Annotated in this window: 1 protein-coding gene; it reads right to left on the bottom strand. The window is 69.4% G+C overall.

Annotated elements, in window-relative coordinates:
* Positions 1-743: 743 nt before the first annotated feature.
* Positions 744-3,005, bottom strand: coding sequence for a catalase (locus ACLQ24_RS29020; RefSeq protein WP_425894923.1), 2,262 nt, complete (start codon positions 3,003-3,005; stop codon positions 744-746).
* Positions 3,006-3,310 lie beyond the last annotated feature (305 nt).

Below are 3,310 nucleotides of genomic sequence, written 5' to 3'. Positions count from 1 at the left end.
ATAGCGCTCGGGTAACACTCCGGACACCCGTGATGTTCCTACCCCACCAACCATGATCCACAAGACAGGCCCTAGTCCGCCGTTCTGTCCGTTGAACTACCCACCCGAAGGTGTCGGGGGGATTCGAACCCCCATCTGCGGAGCCGGAAGTAACCGTTGCCTGCGCACCGGGTGTGCGTGTGGTCGCGCTTCCCGAGATCGAGGTCGGCGACGGTTGTCCTTCGCCGGGGCCGGAACCCCTCCAGATGTAACCGTTGCCTACGCACCGGGAAGTGCGGCCACGACCGTAGCGGCAGCGGCGCCGGGCGGGCAACGGAGTTTGTGATCACGTTACGAGCGTCCTGCGGACGTGCCGCACGCCCGAGATCCAAGGTGGTTACGGCGTTTGCGGGTTCGAACCGCAGGCCCTTGCCGGGCCTTTACCAGAAGTAGCCGTATCCGTCGCACCAGGCGTGCGGCGAGCACAGCTCCCGAGATCGAAGCGGCGACGGCGACCGGCCCTTGCGGGCCAAGGTGACCTGGGCCGCTGGTCGACACCACCCGAAGTGGCGTCGGCCCACTGCACGCGGTGTGACTGGTCCGTGACGGCGCTCGCCTCCGCCCGCCGCCGGTGGCGGAACTGGACGCGCGCGAGATATCCGCGCCTGATCCTCGAAATGTCATGAACCGGTAATGGAGTCCGACGGGCCGACGACGAGGGCTGCCCTCCCGTGGCACGGAGGACAGCCCTCGTCGGTGACAGGTCAGCCGACCGAGGCGGGGAACCTCTCCCACACCCGGTGCGCGGCCATCAACCCCCGCACCCCGGTCAGCGCCTCGGCGCCCGAGTCGGCGGCCACGACGCCGGGTGTGCCCGCCACCCCGGCCTGCTCCAGCACGGTGACGCCGGCGCCCCACGCGCCGATCGCCTTGGCGTGCCGCCAGCACTCCTCGACGAGGAGCAGCACGCGGGGGTCGACGGTCGCGGCGTCCGGTCGTCCGGCCTTGGCGTCGCGGGCGGGCAGCGCGTCGGGCGCGGGCGTCGGCGCTCCAGCCAGCAGGAGCGCGTCGAACTCGACCGAGCGGCCGGTGGCGAAGGTCCGCTGGACGGGCAGGTCGCCCACCGTGCCTCCGTGCGGGGCGATCACCAGCGGCACCATGCCGGCCTCGAACACCGCCTGGCGGACGTCGTCGACGTCGTCCAGGTCACCGTCGGGGTCGACGACGATCCCGACCATGCGGCCGTCGGCCGGCCACTCCCTGCCGACCTGGGACAGCGCCGGGCTCGGCGCGACGTCGGCCAGCGGCAGCGTCGGCTGCGGCGCGGGCAGGCCCAGGCCGGTGGCGACCTGCTCGCAGAGCACCGGGTCGATGTTGGCGAGGCTCTGGAGCTGGCGTTCCTTGATCGCCTGGTGGTAGCACTTGCCCAGCTCGAAGGTGTACGCCCGGATGATGTGCTCCCGTTCCACCGGCGACATGCTCAGCCAGAACAGCCGCACCTGGCTGTAGTGGTCGTCGAACGACGCGGGGTTCGCGCGGACCTTGGGCGCCTGCGCCACCGTCACCGGTACGTCGACGAAGGCGTGCTCGGCGTCGCCGGCCGGGAAGGGGCTGCCGCCGTCGAGGGAGTTCGGCCGGTACGGCGCCACCCCGGCGTGCACGGCCTGCTGGTGGAATCCGTCGCGCAGCATGTCGTTGACCGCCGAGTGGGGACGGTTGATCGGGATCTGCGTGAAGTTCGGCCCGCCCAGGCGGGTGAGCTGCGTGTCGACGTACGAGAAGAGCCGGCCCTGCAACAGCGGGTCGTTCGTGACATCGATGCCCGGCGGGAGGTGGCCGAGGTGGAAGGCGACCTGCTCGGTCTCGGCGAAGAAGTTCGTCGGCGTCCGGTTGAGGACCAGCCTGCCGATCGGTTGCACCTCGGCCAGCTCCTCCGGGACGATCTTCGTGGCGTCCAGCAGGTCGATGCCGGCGAAGGTCTCCTCGGGAGTATCGGGGAAGACCTGGATGCCGAGTTCCCACTCCGGGTACGCGCCGGCCTCGATCGCGTCGTAGAGGTCCCGGCGGTGGAAGTCGGGGTCTATGCCGCCGAGCATCTGCGCCTCCTCCCAGGTCAGGGAGTGCACGCCGAGCTTCGGCTTCCAGTGGAACTTGACCAGCGTCGTCTCGCCGGCCTCGTTGACCAGGCGGAAGGTGTGCACACCGAAGCCCTCCATGGTCCGGTACGAGCGCGGGATGCCCCGGTCGGACATGTTCCAGATGGTGTGGTGCTGCGCCTCGGTGTGCAGCGAGACGAAGTCCCAGAAGGTGTCGTGCGCGCTCTGCGCCTGCGGAATCTCCCGGTCGGGGTGCGGCTTCGCGGCGTGGATGATGTCGGGGAACTTGATGGCGTCCTGGATGAAGAAGACCGGCATGTTGTTGCCGACCAGGTCGAAGGTGCCCTCGTCGGTGTAGAACTTGGTCGCGAAGCCCCGGGTGTCCCGGACGGTGTCGGCCGAGCCGCGCGATCCCAGGACGGTGGAGAACCGGACGAAGACCTCCGTCTCCCGTCCCTTCTTGAGGAAGCCGGCCCTCGTGACCGCCTCGGCGGTGCCGTAGGCGGTGAACACACCGTGCGCGCCCGCGCCCCGCGCGTGTACGACGCGCTCGGGGATGCGCTCATGGTCGAAGTGCGTGATCTTCTCGCGTAGGTGGTGGTCCTGGAGCAGGACCGGTCCCCGGGGTCCGGCCTTGAGCGAGTGGTCGGTGTCGCGCAGCCGCGCCCCGTTCGCCGTCGTCAGGTACGCGCCCTGCTGACCGTTCGTGGTCGTCGGCGCGCCGGTCTCGACGCCGGTCGGCGTACGCGTCTGCGGCGCGCCCTGCTCCGTCTTGGGCGGAAGCGGGTCGTGGGGCGAGGTCGGCTCCTCGACGGTCGGGGGTGCGCTGCCCGGGGCGCCGGGCACATCCGGCGTGAGGGCGTCGGCGATCTTCTCGGAGGCGGTCTTCACGACGTTCTTGACTGCCTCGGCGGGCTTGCTGGAATCCACTGGGCGAACCTCTCCCTGGAGCGTTTGAGCAGGCCCCTGCACCCCTACCCCTGGCCAGAGGGTCGAAACGCACGAAAAATCCGATCCTCGCTCGGGACTGGTGATTTCACCGATGCGCGGGTGGACCCGAGCCACCAAGACTGATGAACGTCGATATCGCTCGACTCTAGTGCTGCTCCGCGTTAATTCGTGGAGGGGTGTTGATTAGGCTGGCTGGTCGTCGAGGTGGAGGTAGCAGGCGCAGTCGAGGCAGTCCTCGGGGCTGCCGAAGGGTTGTCCGGTGGGCAGGATGTTGTCCTGGTAGG

The organism is Micromonospora sp. DT4 (assembly GCF_049841675.1).
Classification (GTDB): Bacteria; Actinomycetota; Actinomycetes; order Mycobacteriales; family Micromonosporaceae; genus Micromonospora.
Note: the sequence above shows the minus strand (reverse complement) of the source record. Positions and strands in the feature narration are given on the sequence as shown.